Source organism: Pelodictyon clathratiforme (genome assembly GCF_982375515.1).
In genome coordinates, this window is sequence record NZ_OZ455102.1 from 783933 (window position 1) to 800659 (window position 16727).

Genomic DNA, 16727 nt, shown 5'->3' on the forward strand with positions numbered 1-16727 from the left:
TTGATTCGTGAAGTGATTTTTTTTTACTCAAAGCCCTTTTTTTTATAAAAGCTTATAATGATATAAAGAGAGTCGGATGTAATGGCGCAAGATATTATAAAAATAGGTTTTATTGGAAGTGGTTGGGCTCGGGTAGCGCAAGCTCCTGCGTTTTCACTGATGGAGAATGTGGAACTCTCGGCTGTGGCAAGTCCGACTGCAGAGCATCGCCAGAAGTTCATGAAGATGTTCGATATCAGTAAGGGTTTCGCCGATTGGCAGGAGATGTTGCACTGCAATCTTGATCTGGTCTGCGTTACGACGCCGACTTATCTGCACAGGGAGATGGTGACCGGAGTACTCCAGAGTGGCAAAAGTGTGCTCTGTGAAAAACCCTTTGCGCTCAATTTTGCTGATGCTGCCGATATGGTGGATGTTGCCTCCAAAGCTCCCGGTTTTGCGCTCATTGATCATCAGCTCCGCTTTCATCCTGCAGTTCGCTGCATGAAACAGATGATTGATGGTGGCGAAATTGGCAAAGTGTACGAGGTGCGTGCGGTCGTGAATCTTGCTTCCCGTAATCGGCCTGATATGCCCTGGTCTTGGTGGTGTGATGCTGAAAAGGGCGGGGGAGCCCTTGGCGCTATCGGCTCTCATCTCATTGACATGAACCGATTCCTCATTGGCGAAATTTCGAAGGTTTCGTGCACTCTTGCAACGAGTATTCCTTTTCGGCCCGACAAGGCGGGGAAGCCATGTGCGGTCACATCGGATGACCATTTTGCCATGATGATGAAGTTTGGACCCTCATCGGTTGCCCTCGGAAGCTCCTCTTTGATGCACGTTACCACTGTAGGAGCTTATACCTGGTTTTCGTTTGAAGTGGTCGGTAGTCTTAAAACGATCAGACTTGATGGAGCTGGACGGTTGTGGGAAGTTGCCAATGATGAAGCAAAAGTGGGGCGCAGCCTTATTGATGCTCCCCGATGGAAGCTGATTGAACCGATGTTGTCGTGGGATGAGCTTGTTTTGCAGGAAAAAATCCGGCAATCATCACTCGCTGTTCATGGTATTTTCGCTGTTGGTTTTGCCTTTCTTGCCCACCGGATAGTCAAGGCGCTTAAAAACAAGGAGAAGGGGCCGCATGATGCTGCGGGTTTTCCTGATGGCCTTATGATTCAGAAAGTGCTGCAGGCAGCCAGGAAATCCGATAAGCTTCAACGCTGGATTAAAATTTAACTCCGATGTCGATCTCCTGGATATTCCTGATTATTGCCGGTTGTCTTGAGTGCGGCTGGGCTGTGGGTATAAAATATACCGAAGGTTTTTCCCGCCCTATACCCTCACTTCTGACGGCTTCGGCCATGATAGCAAGTTTCTGGTTGCTCTCTCTTGCCATGAAAACGATTCCGGTCGGTACGGCCTATGCTGTCTGGACCGGAATTGGCGCCACCGGAGTTGCAATTGTTGGTATGCTTTTTCTTGACGAACCCCGGGATATCGCCCGCATTCTCTGTCTGCTGCTGATTCTCAGCGGTGTTATAGGGCTGAAGATATTTTCCGGTGGCATGAAGTGAATGCTTCTTACGACCCGGCCTCCCATTCGGCAAAAAGGGTGTTCAGCTCTTTGCAGAGTGCATGGTAGCCTTCAAGAGTTTTGTTGGTCTCTTCCTGACTTTTTTTATAGAAGTCTTCGTTTGCCATGAGGGTTTCAATCGACTCTTTCTTTTGCTCCAGACGATTGATTTTCTGTTCGACCTCGTCCATTCTTTTTTTGTCTTTTTTGGCGGCTGCGCTCTTTTTCGCCTGCTCGTTCTCCTTTTCGGTTGCTTTTGCTGGCGCGGCCTGGCTTTTTTGCTTCTGTGCGGCCTCCTGTTTGCGCTCGGCTTCGATCACTTTTTCAGCGGTTTCAAGGTATTCGGCATAGGTGCCGAGGTGGAGCTGCAGCGAACCGTTTTTTATTTCAACGACCTTGTTGACCAAGCTGTCGAGGAAGTAGCGGTCGTGGCTGACAATGAGGAGGGTGCCATCATAGTATTCAAGCGAGTCGATCAGCATCTCTTTTGATCGCATGTCGAGATGGTTGGTTGGTTCATCCATGATCAGCAGGTTGGAGGCCTGAAGCAGGATTTTTGCCAGAGCCACCCTCGATTTTTCTCCTCCCGAGAGTACCCGGATTTTTTTATTGACCGCGTCTCCGCTGAAAAGAAAACAGCCGAGAATGTCGCGCACTCTTTTCTGTGCTTCGGATGAGGGGGCGGAGTCCATCATCTCCATATAGACGCTTTTATCCTGCGAGAGGTTTTCGGTCTGGTGCTGGGCAAAGTAGTTGAGGGTAACGTTGTGCCCCATGGTCAGTTTGCCTTCGAAGTCGATCTCTCCCGCAAGGATTTTGCAGAAGGTGGTTTTTCCTGCTCCGTTTGAGCCGACAATGGCAATCCGGTCGCCGCGCATCACTTCCAGATCGATGCTGTTGAGTACCTGTTTTTTTGTGCCATCAGGCAGCAGGTATGCTTTTTTGACTCCCTGGAGCCGCATGACTTCGCGTCCTGAAGGGTTGGCTTTCGGAAATCGGAAGGAGATGCGTGCGTTATCCTCTTCAGGGGTGAACATGTTTTTCTCCATCTTCTCCATCTGCTTGAGGCGGCTCTGTGCCTGGCGTGCTTTTGTGGCCTTGTAGCGGAAGCGGTCAACAAAGGCCTTCAGCTCCGCCATTTTTTTCAGGTCATTGGTGTATTGGCCCATCATCAGCTCATAGCGCTCAGCCTTCTCCTTTTCGTAGTAGGAATAGTTTCCCTTGTATTCGTTGATGCGCTCAAAGGCGATTTCAAGGGTTTTGGTGGTCAGTTTGTCGAGGAAGAAACGGTCGTGCGAGACGATGATATAACTGTGCTCGTAGTTGAGGAGATAATTTTCAAGCCATCGGAGTGAGTCGATGTCGAGGTGGTTGGTCGGCTCATCAAGCAGCAGCAGGGTCGGGTTCTGCAGCAGCAGTTTGGTGAGGTGCAGGCGCATCTGCCATCCGCCGGAAAAAGCCTTTACTTTTTTGTGAAAATCTATTTCGCTGAATCCGAGACCGGCGAGCACCTTTTCGGCATTGGACTGCATGGTGTAGCCGCCGAGATGGTCAAATTCGTGCATGGCATCGGAAAAGCGCTCGATAAGCTGGTGGTATGACTCGCTTTCGTAATCCTGTTCGGGCAGGGCAAGCTCGTGCTCCATGCGGGTTATTTTATTGGCCAGTTCAGCGAGCCTTGCGTTGGCCTGAAGGGCATATTGCAGTGCGGTTTTTTCCAGATCGGCATCGAAGGAGATCTCCTGTGGAAGATAACCGATGGTGGTATCAGCCGATTTCATGAAATGGCCGGTGGTGATGAGGGCTGAATCGATTGATGGTCCGCTGATAAGGCGCAAAAGGGTGGTTTTTCCTGTTCCGTTAAGACCGACAAGACTGACATGGTCTTTGTCGCCAATGCGGAATGACGTATCGGTCAGGAGCTCTTTGGTTCCGACGCTGAGAGAGAGGTTACGGGCTTCAAGCATGATAAAAAGGCCTTGATATAAGTAATCGACATCATTGAAATAATTCTGTAGCACGGTGGAAAAGATACAATTTTTATCGGGATACTCTGCTTCCCGTATGCAAAAAGCTAATTGTTTTAATTATTGATAGTTAAAGATATATTTCTCTTCGCTTTTACACTGAAACAGATTGAAACGACTGCATATGCCGAGCTGTGCAACGCATTGGCGATATAAAAAATCACGGCTCGTTTCTGAAGGAGGAATCAGCTCTTTATGGGCTTTGAAACGATTCATGTACCGGGTATTCTTTATCCGGATCTTGCACAGAGAGTATTCTTCTCTATTTCATACTGAACTTTTTGATTGGGTACTTTGTTTTTTAGAGTACTTGCATGGGTAAAGGGGAGAAGGTGAACTGCAGCAGTGGTGTCCGGTTTCGTAAAAAAGGGAGCGGCGGTATGTTTGAGGTCATTGCAATGCTGTTCGGCGGAACTCTGGGTTACAGGGGCTTGTGAGTCACTTGGTAAAATCCGGAAACAACAGGGTGAGATCGGAATTATTCCAGAATGCAGCGGCGTGATGCTCTGGTCATCACCAAACAACATGTTAACAGGAAAAAGATAATGAAAAAACAAATCTGGTTGGCTGCGGGCATCGCAGGCATGCTTCTTGGAACTCCTGCTGCCGATGCCAAGGCGGCGCTGAGTGTTCAGATTAGTACGGGGATCCATCCCTCATTTGTGATTAATTCTGCGCCGAATTTTATCTATCTGCGATCACAGGGGTTTTCGGTTTCTATAGGCAACCCTTATGATATCGTCTATTACGGGAGCTTTTACTACATCTATAGCAACAACCGCTGGTATCGTGCTACGAATTATCGTGGGCCATGGGTGCTCATTCTGAACAACAGGCTTCCATATCAAATCAGAAGGCACCGTTGGGAGGATATCAGACGGTACCGCGATATCGAGTATCGCAGATCCGACCATAACAGTAACCGGTATCAGCGCATTGACGACAACAAGAGGAGAATACTCAATCAGCGTAATGAGTCGAGCAACCGGCGTATCCAGGAGCAGAAGAACAGGGCTCAGGAGAATCGCAGAATCGAGGAGCAGCACAACAGGGCTCAGGAGAATCGCCGGGTTCAGGAACAGCACAATGGGGTTCAGGAGCATCGCCGAATCCAGAAACAGCCGAAGCGGGCTCCCGAGAATCATCGGGTTCAGGAACAGCACAAAATGGGTGATGAAAACAAGCGAACTCAGGAGGGGCATGGCAAGGATGGCAGGAACAGTGAGAGAGAGGATAATGGTGGAAAGAGACATTGAGTGATTTTCTGCCCGTGACAAGGCATGAAGGTGAGTAAATAATTTTTTCAATAACAAAAGGGGAGTCTATTATGAAAATCTATGCATTGGTAATTATGGCCATGGTGGCTATGGCAGGTTGTTCTACATCGTACAAAGGCAGTATACAGGGAAGCAACAGTCCGGATGCGTCAAAAAACAGCAGCTATGTCGTGAGTCAGGCAGGAACGAGCCAGTCTGGTGTCGAGGCAGGCAAATAGTCAACTTATTGCATTTTGTGAAGCTCCGTGCGGTTTGTCGGGGCTTCTTTGCTTTTCATTTTAGAGAAGAGGCATTTTGCTGTTTTTGCATGGGCAACAACCAGGAGGTTCTCAATTTTAGTAATATTATTGTCAAATCAAACACAAGATTTCAGCGCAAAGATCGTCAAAGGGGAGGTAGGTGTTGTTCAGGGCGATTGATTATCAAAAGTATAGACAGTTTATTTGAACCATGAGATTAAAAATATATCGGGTTCTGCTTCTGCTGTTTTTTCTTCCCTTTTTGGCTTTGCCGTTGCAGGGGGAGGAGGTGCTGACCTGGCAGCAATGTGTCAGCGAAGCGCGGGATGCACATCCTGATCTCTATTCAGCTTTGGCGATTCTGCAGCAGGCTGAAGCAGATAAGCAAATTGCGGGGGGTTCACTTCTCCCACAGGTCGCTTTTGGTGTGAGCTCACAGGGGAGTGGCACGACGGCAAAGGGGGGAAGTTTCTCTTCATCATACTCTTATTTCTTGTCGGCGCAGCAGCTTCTTTATGACGGGCATAAAAGCTCAAACCAGGTTTCCCAGACCAAAGAGGTGATCAAAGGCGCCCAATACAACTATCGTGTGGTCTCCGCCGATCTTCGTTTTGCCCTCCGTTCAGCCTTTACGCAGTTACTGAAAGCCCAGGAACTTGTCGGCCTTGCCGGTGAAATCGCCGCGAGGCGTCAGAACAATGTCCGTCTGATCAATCTTCGCTATCAGGGTGGTCGTGAGCACATCGGTTCACTTCGCCAGGCTGAAGCCGATCTTGCCCAGGCGCAATTCGAAGTCTCCCAAGCCAGACGGGGATTGGTGTTTGCACAGACAACCCTGGCTTCAGCGCTTGGTCGTGACAACCATCAACCGCTCAAGGTTCATGGCGCATTCCAGGCAACTGATTTTTCAGCCGCCAAACCTGATCTTGCCCTTCTTGCCAAAAATAACCCCTTCTTCCAGCAGCTCGATACCAAAAGCAAAGCAGCTCGATATGATCTTGCTGTCGCAAAAAGTGCTTTTTTGCCGCAACTTTACCTGACTTCATCGATAGGAAGTGGTTCCGTTGACCGATTGCCTTTTGATGCCGTGGACTGGAATGCAGGAGTGACGGTTTCCGTGCCTATCTATGAGGGCGGTAGTGGACAGGCTAAGGTAGCAAAAGCCATGGCGGTGGTGAGCCAACACAACGCCGAAGAAAAAAGTGGCTATCTGCAACTCTATGACTACCTTGAACAGAGCTGGAAAAGTTTTCTTGATGCACGCCAGATGGTTGTGGTGAAGAAAAAGTTTCTTGATGCCGCCATGGAACGCTCAACCATTGCCAACGCACAATATTCGAATGGCCTTCTGATGTTTAACGAGTGGGTGATTATTGAAAACAACCTGGTGAATGCAAAAAAAGAGTTTCTTAACGCCGGAGCAGATCTGCTGATCGCCGAGGCTCAATGGATTCAGGCAAAAGGAGAAGGACTGGATGGTTAGCCGCAACAAACTGGTATGGGGCATTGTGGTTGCCCTCATGATGCTCGGAGCCACCGGGTTCTGGTATTTCACAAGCAACAGGAGTGAGAAAAAAAACTTCGAAGAAGTTCGTCCTTCACGAGGAGCCATCAGTTCATCAGTATCAACAACCGGTGCCGTTGAGCCACAAACCCGAGTTAAAATCCAGTCCTCAGTTGGCGGGAGAATCGAAGCAATACTTGTAGAAGAGGGGCAGCTCGTAAAGAAGGGAGAGGTACTTGCCATGCTCAGTTCAACCGAGCGGGCTGCGCTGCTTGATGCTGCCAAATTGCAGGGAAAAAGTGAGCAGAGCTACTGGCAGAAAGTCTATAAAGAGACTGCGGTGATTGCGCCGATGACAGGGCAGGTGATTGTGCGCAGCGTTGACCCCGGCCAGACGGTTACAACCAATGATTCGCTTTTCGTTCTTTCAGATCGGCTTCTTGTCAAGGCTTACGTTGATGAGACCGATATTGGACGGGTAAAAGTTGGGCAACGGGCGGTCATCGGGCTTGATGCCTATCCTGAAATCCGGGTAAATGGGGTTGTTCATCATATCTATTACGAGTCGCATCTGCAGAATAATGTGAATATCTATAATGTCGACGTTGTTCCTGACCGGATTCCTGATGTGTTTCGTTCCGGAATGAGTGCCAATGTCAGGATTATTGTGCAGGAAAAAAGCAATGCATTGCTCCTTCCGCTCGGAGCTGTACAGAGCAGGAATGGTAAAACGGTTGTGCTGCAGCGGAGCCGTCGAAAGGAAGGTGAGGTGCGCTACAAAGCTGTTCAGACAGGGATGCAGGATGAGAGCAAGATTGAGATTCTGGATGGTCTCTCCGACGGTTCTGTTGTGCTGCTGCCCGATACATCCTTTGTGCTTCCCGGAAAAAAAGGAGGCTCAAATCCTTTTATGCCTCAGCGCACCAGGATGGGAAGATGAAACCAATGCTTGAACTTGTTGATGTTTACCGCACCTACCAGATCGGCGAAAGTACCGTTCAGGCGTTACGTGGTGTTTCAGTAACTATTGAAAGGGGTGAGTTTGTTGCCATTATGGGCGCTTCGGGATCAGGCAAATCATCGCTTCTTCAAATTCTCGGACTCCTCGATAACCCCGACAAGGGGGATTCTCTGATTTTCGGAAAAAATGTCAACACGCTCTCTGAAGATGATCAGGCTGGTGTGCGCAATAATGTTGCCGGGTTTGTCTTTCAGCAGTTTCACCTGCTTAAGCGGATGAGCATTCTGGAGAATGTACGTCTACCCCACATTTACAGCGGACTTAAAGGAGATTTTCATCAGGAAGCGATAGAGAGGCTCAGGCAGGTTGGACTTGAAGAGAGAGTTGATCATACGCCGAACCAGCTTTCAGGCGGAGAGCAGCAGCGCGTTGCGATAGCCAGGGCGCTGATTCGCGATCCGCTGATCATTTTTGCTGACGAGCCTACCGGAAACCTTGATTCAAAAAACTCTGCCGAAATCATGAAGATTTTTAAAGCTCTTCATGAACAGGGTAAAACCGTCATCATGGTTACGCATGAAAATGATATTGCGGCCTATGCAGGTCGAGTTATTACCATGAAGGATGGGCTCATTATCAGCGATGAACGTAAGGCAGGATTTAAGCCATCAGAAGCATCTTCCGGAGAGGCCGGGTTTGAGCTGCATGACTCCAAGGTTTCCCTATGGCAGGATGGCCGGTTCAGCGGGTTTATGGCGCAGGCATTTCAGTCCATTCTTGCCAATAAGATGCGCTCTTTTCTCTCCGTGCTCGGTATTCTGGTTGGGGTTGCCTCGGTGATCGCTATGATGGCGCTCGGTGAAGGCGCAAAAGCTGCCATGCAGGAGCAGTTGAAATCCATGGGTTCGAACATGCTTTCGATCAGAGGAGGATCGGCCAAGATCCGTGGTGCTGCACAGGGGGCTGGTGCCGTTGCGCGGTTTACCGCTGTCGATGTAACTGACATCTCTTCACTCCACACACTGGTTAAAAATGCTGCAGGAGTTGTCAATGGCAGCGCCCGGATAGTTTACGGCAACAAAAACTGGAGTTCAACCCTTACCGGGGTTGGCTTCGATTATGGTACCATGCGTGCCGCGATACCTGTTCTCGGCAGGTGGTTTACTCCTGAAGAGATGCAAAAACGTGAAAAATCTGCTATTATTGGCGTGACGGTGGTAAAGGAGCTTTTTGGTAACAGTAATCCGTTGGGCAAAACGATCAAGATCAACCGTATTAATTTCAAGGTTATCGGTATTGCTCCGCCAAAAGGGTTTTCAGGACCACAGGATGAAGATGATGTGGTGATCATACCGGTAACAACTGCCATGTATCGTGTGCTTGGAAAGGATTATTTCAGCGGCATCTTTGTTGAGGTTGCTTCACCCACCCTGATTGAACAGGCCAAAACGGCTGTCAGTCAGCAGATTCGAAAAAGGCATCGGCTGAAAGCGGACGATGATTCATTCAATATCAGGGATATGACAGAAATACAGAAGATGCTTACCAGCACAACGCAGACCATGAGTCTCCTGCTCGGTTCTATTGCGGCGATTTCGCTTCTTGTGGGAGGTATCGGGATTATGAATATTATGCTTGTTTCCGTAACCGAACGAACCAGAGAGATTGGTCTGCGTAAAGCTATTGGGGCGAGAAAAAAAGATATCATGATGCAGTTTCTGGTCGAATCGGTTGGTTTGACCATCAGCGGAGGCTTTATAGGGGTTCTTGCCGGTGTTGGTATATCACTTCTTCTCTCCCTCTTTGCTGGCTGGGCGGTAAAAACATCCCTGATATCGGTGCTGCTTGCAACGACTTTTTCTGCAGTTATCGGTATGTTTTTTGGTCTTTGGCCTGCCAGAAAAGCTGCAGAACTTAAACCGCTTGAAGCTCTTCGCTATGAATAGTGTGTTGCATAAAAAAAAAGATTTTTTTTGTGCAAGGTTTTACCGGAAAGCTCGTCGAAGCTAATGGACGACAACTGGCTGAGTCTTTCGTGTGTGATGCGTGATGATTGATAGGTTAAGGCTGGGCTGGTTGTTTACTTTGGACAGCGAAGGGATGCCACTCCATCTTCGCTGTCCTTTTTTTTGATGAATTTTGCCTGATCTCCCCAAGGTTTTCTGATTGGTTGAGCCTCTGGATAGTTGCTATTGCCATAAAACAGCACTATCTTTTCCTGCTGCTGCGTTTTATTTCCCATCAGCCATTTTCTTTTTCTGAAAAAGTTCTTCATCAGTGATTTAATAAAACCATCATGATTCGTATTGCAAAAAACAGCCTGATCTATCCATGGATGATGTTCCTGCTTGTCAGCTTCAGTCTGGTTACCCTTACGGCGGTAGCTTCTTCGGCCACTCTGAAGATTGGTGACAGTTACGGTGGTGGAGTTGTTCTTTATATCGACGCTACCGGTCAGCATGGTCTTATTGCGGCAAAATCAGATGTTACGTCACAATCTTCCGGTAAGGAGGCAGGTTTTTTTTCCTGGTATGACGCAAAAATTGCAGCCAATGCTTTTGTGGATGGTTATTGTGACTGGTTTTTACCGAACAAGGAGCAGTTGAACCAGCTTTATCTCAATAGAACGGTTGTTGGTGGTACTGCAGGTACCTATTACTGGAGTTCCTCTGAAAGCGATGCCAATAGCGGATGGGGTCAGGACTTTACCAATGGGGAGCAGCTTGTTGGCCGGAAGACGAACGGCAGTCATGTTCGTGCCGTGCGCGCTTTCTGACAGGTGACGCCATTGTCTGCTGCAGGTTTATGGACGGAGGTTATTACAGGAAAGATATCTGCTAAAAAAAGGAGAGTGAACTGAAGGTTGATTGATAAATAAGGTAACTTGATCACTCCTTCTTCTCTGGTGATAATCTGTTTTTGGTGATATCGCGATGCTTCAATTGAAAAAAGCCGGCCTGAAAGCTCTTGACAACCTGCGTTCTGCGGGTCTTTTTCCCTCCTCCTGGCAGAGTATGGAAGAACTTGAGGCTAAAACCGATTATTTTTTATCGCTGTTTCTTGATGAACGATTCCGGGTATCGAGGGAGCTAAGTGGAGTTTCTTTTCTGACGGAACTGCTCGACAGGGTTATGCGTACCTCTGAGAGTGAACACATGGATGACAGAAAGCTCTCCGAGAGAGAAAAGCTGGAGCTTGTGCGGGCACTTGACCGTCAGAACCAGATGTTGCGTCTCTATCCCAGATACGTCGAGATGCTTCTTTCGATTATTGAAGAAACGGATCAAGGAAAACAACAGGAGATCAGGATTCTTGAACTGGCAAGCGGATCGGGTGGGCTGTCGTTGGCATTGGCTGAGGAGGCTCGGCGAAAAAATCTGCCACTCTCAATTGTCGCTTCTGATATTGTGCCAATATTTATTGAGGAGGGCAACCGTCAGGCTGAAGAAAAAAAGCTACCCGTCACGTTTCGGCTTATCAATGCATTTGAGATGCCGGAGTTCTCTTCTGGCTCATTTGATCTTATGGTGCTCTCACAGAGCATTCATCATTTTACTCCCGGCCAACTTGCCATCATGATAGCACAGTCGGCAAAACAGACGAAAACAGCTTTTGTTGGCATTGACGGGTATCGCAGTATGTTGCTTGCAGGTGGTGTTCCCCTGATGGCCACCATGCAGGGGATTGCTTCGTTCACCCTTGACGGGTTTATTTCAGCGCGAAAATTTTACAGCGAACTGGAACTTGATATCATTGCTGAAATCGCAACCGGCAAAAGAAACCACGCCATTACCTCTCCATGGCCCTTGAGCATTCTTACGGTACGCTTCGATGGCATTAAACCAGATGTATGCCAGCCTTCATGAAGCGTTCTGCATAAGGAATTTCATCGCATTGTCTGCATGTATGGCAGACCCCATCCCGGCACAGTTCCTGAAATAGTTTTCAAGGCCACCCATACTGGCCTCCTTCATGACCATGACGAAGTCAGTGCCAAACATCAGTCGCGTTTTGAGAATCGGATGGTGCTCTATAAGGATATTGATGTTTTCAATGGTTTGTTTTTCGGGGCAGTAAGAAAAATCAGCATAGACGTTCTCGAATTCTATCATCAGTTGAATGATCTGATAACTCCAGTTGGCAGAAATCAAAGCACTCTTTTTTCCTTTTATCAGAAAATTCGCATACTTCTGTATAGCCTCGGAGCCGCCGAAATGGGCAAAATTGAGCCTTAGGTTGCTGTATTTTTTATTCTCCAATATGGCACGCCAGTTATTCGGCGTAGCAAAGAGCTCTACGGGGTTATCAGCAGAAGTTGTTATGATATCAATCGTTCCATCTTGTTTTCTGCTTTTGGTTTGGAGTTGTTTGCACATATTTTTCATACCGCCAGGTGAGGTATGGGTTGTAACGGGTATATCGTTTTCAATACAGAGTTGGTATATCGGGTAAAGATCCGGGTGTGTCGGCAGGTAGCCCAAAGGGGGATATAATTTGATCCCTTTAAAAATTCCGGGGAGTATCAGCTCCTTGACCAACTTTTCAATTCCGGTCCGACGGGGATCAACAGCAAGGAATGGCAGCACCGTCTTATGATTTTTGTTTTTCAGCTCCTGAAGCTCCAGCAGATGTTTTCGGAACCCGCGAGTCATCTGTACTCCGCCCTCTATTGTGCGGCAAACATCCTGTTTTTCTTCCATTTCCGGGTGTTGAAACTCACTGATCACGTCGTCCAGCTCTTTCCACACAAGATCGAGACGCTCTCTTTTTGGGGCGCCGGTGAGGCCCCTCTGTATCCGTTCTTTTTCAAATGTTTGTATAACATCAGCCTTTAATTTCATAGCTAACCTGGTAAAGGAATCCAGACTCTCCTGTGGAATGAGTGTTGTTCCAAAAACTCTTTTCTCTTCATCTTCGGGCAATCCGGCAGGCAACGTCCTGTTCTTCAATGAAGAACCGTCATCAAGCATAAAAAATATATCCATCATGAGCGGAACGGTAATCAATGGAGCTGAATAATTCCACAGCCCTTTTTTATAGCATTTCTGTTCCAGTTTATAATTATCCTCAGCGCTTTGGAGGGCTGTTGCCAATAACCTTGCAACGTATTTCAGCAAAGAGTCAAGATCCGGTTCTGATACACTTCTCTCCCTTGATAAGGGCATGTCATCCCTTTGGTAAGGGTAGTTCCCTTTTGCTTGGCGCCAGCCAATTTCAAGAAGCTCTCTGAATGCAAACTTGACATTGAAAAAGTGACAATGAACATCAATGGGATTAATAATCATGATGAAACTCCCTTTTTTTCTCCGGAAATGATCGTGAGAGGATCATCCGGATGATTTGAGTTAGAGGCGAGTGCTTTATCACGCAAGATACATCATTACGTAACAAATACATAGGCCTCTTGTTTTTTTCAGTTGTGCTTTAATCCTTGAGAGGAGAGGTGTTGAGGCATCGACGGGATTATTCGAATCTCCTCGGTATCGGGAATTTTTTTTTTGAGAACATTGTTCAGTATGCGTCAGCTCTTATTCATGTATTTGATTTGTAATAATTCAAACAACAGGAGAAGAAACCATGTCACTGTCGCTTTACAAAAGGGATCCCCTGAAAATGTTCGAGGATGTTTTCAATGATAAGGTGTCGCCTTTTTTCTCTTCAATGGTAGCGCCAGCCTTCAAGGTTGATGTCAGTGAGGACGATGATGCGATATTTATTGAGGCTGATATTCCCGGTGTTAAAAAAGAGGATATCAAGGTTTCGATGGAAGATAATGTACTCTCTATCTCTGTGGAGAGAACCCAGAGTGAGGAGGAGAAGAAAAAGGGGTATCACCGCGTTGAGCGGTCGTGGGGGAGCCTCAGCCGCAGTTTTACGGTTGGCGAGAACATCGATGCCGCAAAGATTGAGGCAAAATATGATAATGGAGTGCTCAGGATTGTTGTTCCCAAAGTGGAGCCTACTCCAAAAACAGGGAAGGAGATTCCTGTCAGCTAACAATGATAGAAAACGAAAAGTAAAACGCTCATGTCAAAAAAATCACAGAAAAAGGTAGAACCTGTGGCTCTTGACGGGGTTCTTTCAGCTGAGGAGCGCGAAGAGTCAATCAGGCTGACGGCTTATTATCGGTGGAAAAAGAAGGGTGAGAGATATGGAGAAGATCAGGATGATTGGTTTGAAGCGGAAGAGGCTTACAATGATTCTTTTCCCGATGCTGGTGGCGATTGAGTTTAGCTTCTGATTTTAGAAAAGTTGGGACTACTCAAAAGAACACCCCGTCAGAGAAGATCTGCGGGGTGTTTTTTTGTTCTGTGTTCGTGTCTCTCTTCAGGAGGCTGCCAGTGCTTCCTGTACTTTTTGGGCCGCATCACGGAGTCCTTTTGCCGCAATAAGGTTCAAGCCTGAATCATCAAGCATTTTCTGTGCTATTGGCGCATTGGTTCCTTCAAGGCGGACAATGACTGGCAGGTGCAGGTCTATTTTTTTTGCGGCTTCGATAATGCCACCTGCTACGCGGTCACAGCGAACAATACCACCGAAAATATTGACAAGGATTGCTTTGACGTTTTTGTCACTCAAAATGATCTTGAATCCCTCTTCAACAGTTTGCGGGCTTGCTGAACCACCAACATCAAGGAAATTCGCCGGTTTCCCGCCAGCAAGCTGGATCATGTCCATGGTGCCCATAGCCAGTCCTGCGCCGTTGACCATGCAACCGACATTACCGTCAAGGCGGACGTAGTTGAGATTGGATTTTGAGGCTTCGACTTCAAATGGATCCTCTTCGTTGGTATCGCGTAGTTCGTGGAACTCTTTGTGGCGGAAAAGAGCGTTGTCGTCAAAGTTAATTTTTGCGTCGAGTGCAAGCACTTTTCCCTCTTTGGTGACAACCAGCGGATTGATTTCGGCCAGTGCGGCGTCAATAGAGATATAAGCGTTGTAAAGCGCAGTGATGAAGTTTACGGCGTTGCGGAACTGTTCACCCTTGAGCCCGAGAAAGAAGGCGGCTTCGCGTGCCTGGAATCCCTGCATGCCAAAGAGAGGGTCAATCTGGATTTTCAGGAGCCTTTCCGGAGTCTCTTCAGCAACTTTCTCAATTTCCATGCCGCCTTCGGTCGAAACCATCAGAACATTCTTCGAGGTTGAGCGGTCAAGGGTAATACCGACATAAAACTCCTTTTCGATATTCATACCCTCTTCGACAAGAACTCTTCTGACCTCTTTGCCTTCCGGGCCGGTTTGATGGGTAATGAGCGTCATGCCAATCAGTTGGTGGGCAATATCAAGGCTCTCTTCAGGTGATTTGGCGAGTTTTACTCCACCAGCCTTTCCTCTGCCTCCGGCATGAATCTGTGCTTTTATAACAACAACCGGACAACCGAGCTCATCAAAAAGCTGCTCAGCCGCCTGTTTTGCTTCTTCAGGTGAATAGGCTACAATTCCTCTTGGCACGGCAACCCCGAATTTTCTCAGGATATCCTTGCCTTGATATTCATGAATGTTCATATTATTAGGTATTGGGTTACTGACGATAGTTTGCACACCGGATGCAGGAAAACGCTTGATTGCGCAAAGAGCATAGTATAATGAAAATTACGATTACGGTAAAACCTCTTATTGCTGACTCAACACTATTTATATAAAAAGTATGATGGATTTTGCGTATTGCATGGAACTGGCTTTTCGTGAGGCAATCAAGGCGTTTGAACGCAAGGAGGTTCCTGTGGGTGCGGTTGTTCTCGACAGTAATGGTCATGTCATTGGGAGGGGGTATAATCAGGTTGAAGCGCTTTGTGATTCCACTGCACATGCTGAAATGATTGCATTGACTTCAGCCATGGCAACACTCGGCAGCAAATATCTCAATGATTGTACCCTTGCCGTGACGTTGGAACCCTGCCCGATGTGTGCCGGGGCTATCGTTAATGCCAAGGTCGGAAGGGTTATTTTTGGAGCCTATGATCCGAAAATGGGAGCTGCGGGTACGGTTATGAATGTGACGGGATCCCGACAGCTCAATCATCAGCCGGAGGTCTTTGGCGGGATCATGGAAAACAAGTGCCGGAATTTACTGCAGGATTTTTTCAGGGAACTTCGGAAGGGGAGTGATCAGTAGTCAGTAATCAGTAATCAGTAGATGGCTGATTACTATCCATTGTCTTTAAGCATGTTTTTCAGCGAACTTGCAAGGTGGGAGACGATGTCCTGGGCCATACCGCTTCCTGTCGAAGGGGGGTGGATCGTATCAAGACTTTCGATACCTGCTTTTTTTACGGCTTGGCTGATGGTGACTGAGAGAATCGGGTTGCACTCCCTGACAATCTCTTTCAGCATGAATGATGCTTCAAACATGCTTTGCTGGATAATCTCTTTTTTGTCTTCTTCCGTCATGATCTGGCAGTGGCGTGTTGCGATAATACCCGCTAGACAGGTGAGATAGGTGTTTGTCGATCCGGCTATGAAGAGGTTGAGAAAAAACGGGCTCAGCAGGTTTCCTGCTGGCAAGAGTGTTGAAAGGGTATTGCTGAACGAAGACTGTATGATTGGCCTGATGTGGGCAGGGATATCCTCCTTCTTGAAATCGGAAAGTGGGAGGCAACCGTATACGGAGCGAATGAGTGAGATAAACTCCCTGAGCTGTTGCTCGCGGGTGTGCATAACGTAGATTTTCCAGACCACCTTAAGGATGTTCATAAGGGAGGTGGTTGTTCCGTAGGAGGTATTCTGGGCAAACGCACCTACAAAAAAGTTTTTTGTGGCGATCTGTTTTATGGTGTTGTTTGCGTCCACTTCAATAAATCTGAGGTTGGTACGTACCCACTTTTGATCTTTTTTCTTTGTTAACGGCTCCTGATGCATGGGATGAACCGGTAAGCGGGAGAGCAGAAATTCTGTGTAAGCTATCATCTCTTTCGAGTTTCCGTTTTTCGGCAGTACGGCCTTTTTCGGGGCAGCAAAAAGCTTGAAGCCGCTGTAGAGTGCAAAAAGTATGCAGGCCGCGCTGAAGAGCAGAAAAAGGGTTCCGGCAAAAGGATGCAGCAAGCTGAGGAGGGAGGCTGCCGCACTCAACTGGTTTACGGTAAAAACAACCAGAATGAGAATGAATGTTACAAGTGCGGCATAGAGGAAAAGGATTGTTTTATGTCTCATATTTTCAGCTCTTG

At 47.5% G+C, this 16727-nt stretch carries 18 protein-coding genes; 13 read left to right on the forward strand and 5 right to left on the reverse strand.

Annotated elements, in window-relative coordinates; genetic code table 11:
• Window positions 1-81: 81 nt before the first annotated feature.
• Both AC56AD_RS03755 and sugE read left to right on the forward strand, forming a co-directional pair.
• Window positions 82-1218 (forward strand): Gfo/Idh/MocA family protein, encoded by a 1137-nt coding sequence (locus tag AC56AD_RS03755; RefSeq protein ID WP_012507549.1) that lies wholly within the window; start codon window positions 82-84, stop codon window positions 1216-1218.
• 5 nt (window positions 1219-1223) lie between these two features.
• Window positions 1224-1556 carry a quaternary ammonium compound efflux SMR transporter SugE gene (gene sugE, locus AC56AD_RS03760; protein ID WP_012507550.1) on the forward strand — a complete coding sequence of 111 codons (333 nt, stop codon included), beginning with the start codon at window positions 1224-1226 and terminating at the stop codon, window positions 1554-1556.
• 7 nt (window positions 1557-1563) lie between these two features.
• Here sugE and AC56AD_RS03765 read toward each other — a convergent pair whose 3' ends face one another.
• Window positions 1564-3522, reverse strand: coding sequence for an ABC-F family ATP-binding cassette domain-containing protein (locus tag AC56AD_RS03765; protein WP_012507551.1), 1959 nt, complete (start codon window positions 3520-3522; stop codon window positions 1564-1566).
• Between the two features lie 374 nt (window positions 3523-3896).
• On the opposite strand from AC56AD_RS03765, the gene AC56AD_RS03770 reads away from it, so the two are divergent.
• The 6 genes from AC56AD_RS03770 (at window position 3897) to AC56AD_RS03795 (ending at window position 9509) form a co-directional block, all read left to right on the forward strand.
• Window positions 3897-4019, forward strand: a complete 123-nt coding sequence (locus tag AC56AD_RS03770; RefSeq protein ID WP_012507552.1) for a hypothetical protein — start codon at window positions 3897-3899, stop codon at window positions 4017-4019.
• Window positions 4020-4127: 108 nt separating this feature from the next.
• Window positions 4128-4838, forward strand: coding sequence for a YXWGXW repeat-containing protein (locus AC56AD_RS03775; RefSeq protein ID WP_190274023.1), 711 nt, complete (start codon window positions 4128-4130; stop codon window positions 4836-4838).
• 71 nt (window positions 4839-4909) lie between these two features.
• Window positions 4910-5077 (forward strand): hypothetical protein, encoded by a 168-nt coding sequence (locus tag AC56AD_RS03780; protein WP_012507554.1) that lies wholly within the window; start codon window positions 4910-4912, stop codon window positions 5075-5077.
• 232 nt (window positions 5078-5309) lie between these two features.
• A complete protein-coding gene (locus AC56AD_RS03785) occupies window positions 5310-6581 on the forward strand; it encodes a TolC family protein (protein WP_012507555.1) in 1272 nt (423 codons plus the stop codon).
• Window positions 6574-7542 (forward strand): efflux RND transporter periplasmic adaptor subunit, encoded by a 969-nt coding sequence (locus AC56AD_RS03790; RefSeq protein WP_012507556.1) that lies wholly within the window; start codon window positions 6574-6576, stop codon window positions 7540-7542. Before AC56AD_RS03785 ends, AC56AD_RS03790 begins: the two co-directional genes overlap by 8 nt.
• On the forward strand, window positions 7539-9509 hold the full coding sequence (locus AC56AD_RS03795; protein ID WP_012507557.1) for a MacB family efflux pump subunit: 1971 nt from the start codon (window positions 7539-7541) through the stop codon (window positions 9507-9509). Before AC56AD_RS03790 ends, AC56AD_RS03795 begins: the two co-directional genes overlap by 4 nt.
• A gap of 134 nt (window positions 9510-9643) precedes the next feature.
• Here AC56AD_RS03795 and AC56AD_RS03800 read toward each other — a convergent pair whose 3' ends face one another.
• Window positions 9644-9805: a hypothetical protein gene (locus tag AC56AD_RS03800; RefSeq protein WP_190274024.1), complete on the reverse strand. Its 162-nt coding sequence runs from the start codon at window positions 9803-9805 to the stop codon at window positions 9644-9646.
• A 54-nt stretch (window positions 9806-9859) separates the two neighbouring features.
• Here AC56AD_RS03800 and AC56AD_RS03805 point away from each other — a divergent pair, with 54 nt between their 5' ends.
• Both AC56AD_RS03805 and AC56AD_RS03810 read left to right on the forward strand, forming a co-directional pair.
• Window positions 9860-10339: an Lcl C-terminal domain-containing protein gene (locus AC56AD_RS03805; RefSeq protein ID WP_012507558.1), complete on the forward strand. Its 480-nt coding sequence runs from the start codon at window positions 9860-9862 to the stop codon at window positions 10337-10339.
• A 157-nt stretch (window positions 10340-10496) separates the two neighbouring features.
• Window positions 10497-11429: a class I SAM-dependent methyltransferase gene (locus tag AC56AD_RS03810; RefSeq protein WP_012507559.1), complete on the forward strand. Its 933-nt coding sequence runs from the start codon at window positions 10497-10499 to the stop codon at window positions 11427-11429.
• Here the strand turns inward: AC56AD_RS03810 and AC56AD_RS03815 are convergent.
• Entirely contained in the window at window positions 11424-12848 is a 1425-nt protein-coding gene (locus AC56AD_RS03815) for an amidohydrolase family protein (RefSeq protein WP_012507560.1), read from the reverse strand. The genes AC56AD_RS03810 and AC56AD_RS03815 overlap by 6 nt on opposite strands.
• A gap of 292 nt (window positions 12849-13140) precedes the next feature.
• Between AC56AD_RS03815 and AC56AD_RS03820 the strand changes: the two genes are divergently transcribed.
• The gene (locus AC56AD_RS03820; RefSeq protein ID WP_012507561.1) at window positions 13141-13560 is read left to right on the forward strand and encodes an Hsp20/alpha crystallin family protein; all 420 of its coding nucleotides are present in this window, start codon (window positions 13141-13143) and stop codon (window positions 13558-13560) included.
• A 30-nt stretch (window positions 13561-13590) separates the two neighbouring features.
• The gene (locus tag AC56AD_RS03825) at window positions 13591-13791 is read left to right on the forward strand and encodes a DUF2934 domain-containing protein (protein WP_012507562.1); all 201 of its coding nucleotides are present in this window, start codon (window positions 13591-13593) and stop codon (window positions 13789-13791) included.
• Between the two features lie 99 nt (window positions 13792-13890).
• On the opposite strand, the gene sucC is transcribed toward AC56AD_RS03825, so the two are convergent.
• Complete coding sequence (gene sucC / locus AC56AD_RS03830) at window positions 13891-15069, reverse strand: ADP-forming succinate--CoA ligase subunit beta (protein WP_012507563.1); 1179 nt, start codon at window positions 15067-15069, stop codon at window positions 13891-13893.
• A 142-nt stretch (window positions 15070-15211) separates the two neighbouring features.
• On the opposite strand from sucC, the gene AC56AD_RS03835 reads away from it, so the two are divergent.
• Window positions 15212-15679 carry a nucleoside deaminase gene (locus AC56AD_RS03835; RefSeq protein WP_012507564.1) on the forward strand — a complete coding sequence of 156 codons (468 nt, stop codon included), beginning with the start codon at window positions 15212-15214 and terminating at the stop codon, window positions 15677-15679.
• Window positions 15680-15711: 32 nt separating this feature from the next.
• Here AC56AD_RS03835 and AC56AD_RS03840 read toward each other — a convergent pair whose 3' ends face one another.
• Window positions 15712-16713: a hypothetical protein gene (locus AC56AD_RS03840; protein ID WP_273278550.1), complete on the reverse strand. Its 1002-nt coding sequence runs from the start codon at window positions 16711-16713 to the stop codon at window positions 15712-15714.
• Between the last annotated feature and the right edge of the window lie 14 nt (window positions 16714-16727).